The organism is Micromonospora sp. NPDC018662, assembly GCF_044391475.1.
In the GTDB taxonomy this organism is placed as follows: domain Bacteria; phylum Actinomycetota; class Actinomycetes; order Mycobacteriales; family Micromonosporaceae; genus Micromonospora.
In genome coordinates, this window is the sequence record NZ_JBISAC010000025.1 from 1 (window position 1) to 4,530 (window position 4,530).

Genomic DNA, 4,530 nt, shown 5'->3' on the forward strand with positions numbered 1-4,530 from the left:
GCAACACCGCAGGACCCGTCGACACCCAATTCATCTACGGCATCTGACCACCACCACGGCGGGACCCGGACACCACCGGGTCCCGCCCCGGCGGCGCCGGGGCCAACCGCGCCTCGATCGCGTCGCACTCGCGCGCCCGGTCGGGAAGCGACGTCGTGCGGAGCAGCTCCCGGAGAGCCGCGCAGTGTCGCCGGGCCGCCTCCGGCTCACCCCGCCGGATCGCCACGTTGGCCTGCACGATGAGGGCATCGCTGTGCAGTGCCCGGTAGGCGTTGCGGGAAGCGATGAGGAGCGCGCCCTCGGCTGTCCGGCGGGCCTCCTCGACGGCGCCGTCGAGCAGAGCGGCCCCGGCGAGGCCGATGGCCGCCTGGCACTCGAAGTACTGGAAGCCACGGTTCCGGCTGATCGACAGGCTGTCGGTGAACCGGGCCCGGGCCTCGTCGACCGCTCGGCTGCCCAGCAGCGCGAAGCCGAGCGTGTTGAGGGTGGCCGCCTCGGCCCGCAGGTTGCGCAGCTTCCGGGCCAGTCGCAACGCCTCGAGGGCGTTGTTCGTCGCGGAGACCCACTCGTCGAGCTGGCGGTCGAGCTGGCTCAACTCGTCGAGCACGGACAGCTCGCGCAGGGTCGAGCCGGTGCGACGGTAGTAGTCGAGCGCGGCCACGAAGTGGGCGCGAGCGGGCTCGAAATCCTCCATCTGCCGCAGGACCATCGCCAGGTTGTGCCGGTTGGCCATGGCCGACAGGTTGCGGGCCGCCCGCTCGTTCAACTGCTGGGCCGCCGTCAGGTAGTCGGCCGCCTCGACGAGCTGCCCCCGTTCGTGGCAGAGGGTGCCCAGGTCGTTCAACGTCACCGCCCGGACGTGGTGGAAGTCGGGGCCGTCCCCCAGCTCCAGTGCGCGCTGATAGAGCTCCTGCGCCTCGTCCGGATGGCCCAACTCGGCCTGGACGAGGCCGAGGTTGTGCGACAGGTACGCCTCTCCCACGCGCCAGCCGCTGACGCGGGCCGCCTCGATGCCTCGGCGGTAGGCGTCGGCGGCCAGATGGTGCTTCCCGGCCGCCCAGTGCGCCTGCCCGATGGTCTGATGCATCGCGGCCTGGGCGAGCACGTCCCCCGCGCTCTCGGCGGCGGCGAGCCCGGCCGACCCGGTCGCCAGCCAGGCGAGCGCGTCGCCGGAGACGAAGAAGTAGCCCCGGAGCTGGTCGGCCAGCTGCCAGGACCGGGCGGGGTGTCCGTCGGCCGCGGCGACCTCGACCGCGGCGAGGAGGTTCGTCGCCTCCTGGCCGAGCCAGCCCGTCGCGGCATCGAGGTCGGAAAACGGTTCCTCGGTCGGGTCGACGTCGGTCGGCAGCCGCACCATGTCGGCATAGACCAGGTCTATCGCCGCTGCGGTCCGCGTCAGGTACCAGGTGTAGAGCCGGCCGAGCGCCACGGTGCCGTCGACAGGCGCCTCGCGGATCTCGTCGGCCCGTCGCGCATAGAGGCGCAGCAGGTCGTGATATCGGTAGCGGCCGGCACTGGCGGACTGGAGCAGATTCTCCGCGACGAGGCGCTCCAGCGCCACCCGGACGGGCCGTTGTTCCCAGCCGAGCAGCGCGGCGACCGCGGCGGCCGAGAAGCCGTCGCCGGGGATCAGCGCGGCGGCGTGGAAGACCTCGACCGCCCTCGGCGGCAGGGCGCGGCAGCTGATGGCGAAACTGCTGGTCACGGTGCGGTCACCGAGGCTGAGCCAGGCGAGCCGCGACCGCTCGTCGGTCAGCCCGCGTAGCACCTCGGCGACCGTCCCGTCCGGTCGGCCCGCCAACCGGCCGGCCATCAGCCGCACCGCGATCGGCAACCGGCCACACGCGTCGACCAGGGCCTCGGCCGCGCTGCGCTCGGTGCGGACCCGGGCCGCGCCGAGTTTGATCCGCAGCAGATCCAGTGCCTCGTCCGGCGTGAACACCGGCAGGAGCGTGGTGACGGCGCCGTCCAACTCCTCGCACTGGTTGCGGCTGGTGACGAGCACCGCGCTCGCGCCCGGGCCGGGCAGCAGCAGGCGGACCTGGGCGGCGTCGTGCGCGTTGTCGAGCACGATCAGCACCTGCCGATCGGCGAGCACGCTGCGGTAGAGCGCGGCGGCCTCGTCCTCGTCACCGGGGACGGCGCGTGCCTCCACACCGAGGGCCTTGAGGAGTCGGGCGATCGCGTACGCGACCGCGACCGGTCGGTCGTCGCCCCCACCGCGAAGGTCGATGTAGAGCTGACCGTCCGGGAAGTCCCGCCGCACGCCCCAGGCCGCCTTCAGCGCGAGGCTGGTCTTGCCGACTCCGGCCATGCCGGAGATGACGCGGACGACGGGTGATCCGCCCTCCGGATAGCGCAGTGCCCGTTCGATGTCGCGTAGTTCCGTGACGCGCCCGCAGAAGTCCGCCGGTGGCGCCGGCGCCTGCCGCGGCGTGACGGCGTCACGGGTCGCCGCCGGCGCGCCGACGCTTCGTTCCCCCTGGCCCCCGATCACGGTGCGCCGCGCCTCGATCAACTCGCGGCCGGGGTCCACGCCCAGCTCCTCGGCGAGTCGCTGGCGGATGTCCTCGAAGGCCTCGATCGCGGCGGCCTGCTGACCCGATGCGGCGAGCGCGACCACCAGCCGCGCGTGCAACGACTCGTGCCAGGGGTGGCGACCCGCCAGCCGGCGGAGCAGCGGGAGAACCTGCCGCTGCCGGTGCAGCACCTCACCCAGACCCGCCAGGCGCACGGCCGCCTCCACGCGTTCCTCGGCCAGCGCGGTGATCAATGGATCGCCGGCGAGTTCCGGAACGTCCTGGGCGGCGTCGTCACCGCGCCACATGTCCAGTGCGTCGAGGAGCAGTTCGAAGGCGCGTCCGGGGGGCACGGCCGGTGTACCGGCCTCGACCAGGCGGGACCGGTAGGCCACCAGGTCGAGCCGCTCGGCGTCGGCGCGCAGCTCGTACCCGCCCGAGCCGAGGATCACCGACGGCGGCTGATCCGGGTGCGGCGCCGGTTCCAGCAGGCGACGGATCCGGCTGATGTGCGTCTGCACCACGTTGGCCGCCGAGGTCGGAGGCGCCTCTCCCCACAGCAGATGGATCAGTTCCTCGCGGCCGACCGGACGGCCGGGAGTCAGCGCGAGTCGTGCCAACACCACACGGTGGCGTCCGGCCCGAAGATCGGTGGGCTGACCGGTCCGGGTGACCAGCAGCGGCCCCAGCACGCAGATCCGGGCCGGTCCGGTCGGCTCGAGCCGGTCTCGCTGCGGCGGCCGGGCCAGCTGCTTCATCCGTACGCGGTCCTCGTGGTGCAGGCCCAGGGCGTCGGCGAGCGCCTGCAGGGAACGCCCCCGTGGTCGGCCGCTTCGTCCCTGTTCGAGGTCGCGCACCACGCCCACGCTGACCCCGGCCCGATCCGCCAGATCGGCCTGGGTCAGGCCCCGGCCGAGCCGAGCGCGGCGGAGAAGATCGCTCAGGCCGCCATGCTCCCCGTCGTCCATCGTCGACTCCCCCCGCGCGCACTACCGTCGACCCGTGGGCGGCCCTCGCGGCGCCCCCGGCGGTTGGCTCATCGACGGGAAGCCGGCGAGCGACGCCTGCCGGCGGTGCGACGATCCGACTCCACCTGCTGTCCTGGCAGATCGTAGTACGAGTTTCACTACAGGATCTGTCCCTCCAGCCATGCGTCAGGAGCGCTCCGCACACTTCCGGCACGGCGGGGCGCACGGCACGCCGGGACGGATGAGGAGAACACATTGCACTCACACGCTCGACGACGTGGCTCGTGGAGCCGCCGGTCCTTGGCGGCGGTGGCGGTGCTGGCCGCGGCCCTGGCCGCGACGCCCGCGGCGGCGTCCGCGGCACCGGACACCTCGCCGTCACGCGCGGCCGGATCGACGGCGACCGCCGTGCCCGGCGATCCCGCGCTGCCCAGTTACCCGGGCCTGACGCCGAGGGCGGGACTGGCCGCCGCGGTGAGCACGACGCCGATTCCCTGCGGTGACAACGGCCCCGACAAGGACATGTCGCGGTCGGAGGCGATCAAGCGGGCCCGTAGCTGGCTCAGCGTCGGTGGGGTGCCCTACAGCCAGAACCGCTGCTATGAGAACCAGTACGGCGACTACCGCACCGACTGCTCCGGGTTCGTGGCGATGGCGTGGGGCCTCGGCGGCTCGGGGAGTTCGTTCTGGACCGGCAACCTGAACACCCGGTCGCACACCATCCCGCGCGGCGACCTGGCCCCGGGCGACGCGCTGCTCCGGCACACCGGTGACCCCTCGGAGAACCACGTCGCCCTGTTCGTGAGGTGGAGCGACTCCGCGCACACGGCTCCGGTGGTGATCGAGCAGACCGGCAGCGCGGACACGATCGAGCGCACCTGGAGTTCCGGCAACGCCGGCCTCTACACCCCGGTCCGCTACGACAACATCCGCGAGGACGTGTCCCCGGAGGACGTGCCGATCTCGGGTGACTGGAACGGCGACGGCATCGACAACGTCGGCGTCTACCGACCCAGCACCTCCACCTTCTACCTACGCGACAC

The 4,530-nt window shown here is 72.9% G+C and carries 1 protein-coding gene and 1 pseudogene; one reads left to right on the plus strand and one right to left on the minus strand.

Translation table 11 applies throughout. The features are described from left to right. Positions 1 to 34 precede the first annotated feature (34 nt). On the minus strand, positions 35 to 3,487 hold the full coding sequence (locus ACH495_RS31775) for a BTAD domain-containing putative transcriptional regulator (protein WP_396861410.1): 3,453 nt from the start codon (positions 3,485 to 3,487) through the stop codon (positions 35 to 37). 309 nt (positions 3,488 to 3,796) lie between these two features. On the opposite strand from ACH495_RS31775, the pseudogene ACH495_RS31780 reads away from it, so the two are divergent. After that, a pseudogene (locus ACH495_RS31780) lies at positions 3,797 to 4,530 on the plus strand (hypothetical protein); the annotation flags it as partial.

Excerpts from the sequence above, each read along its gene's own strand:
- ACH495_RS31775 (WP_396861410.1), bottom strand. The coding sequence starts at position 3,487 with ATGGACGACGGGGAGCATGGCGGCCTGAGCGATCTTCTCCGCCGCGCT.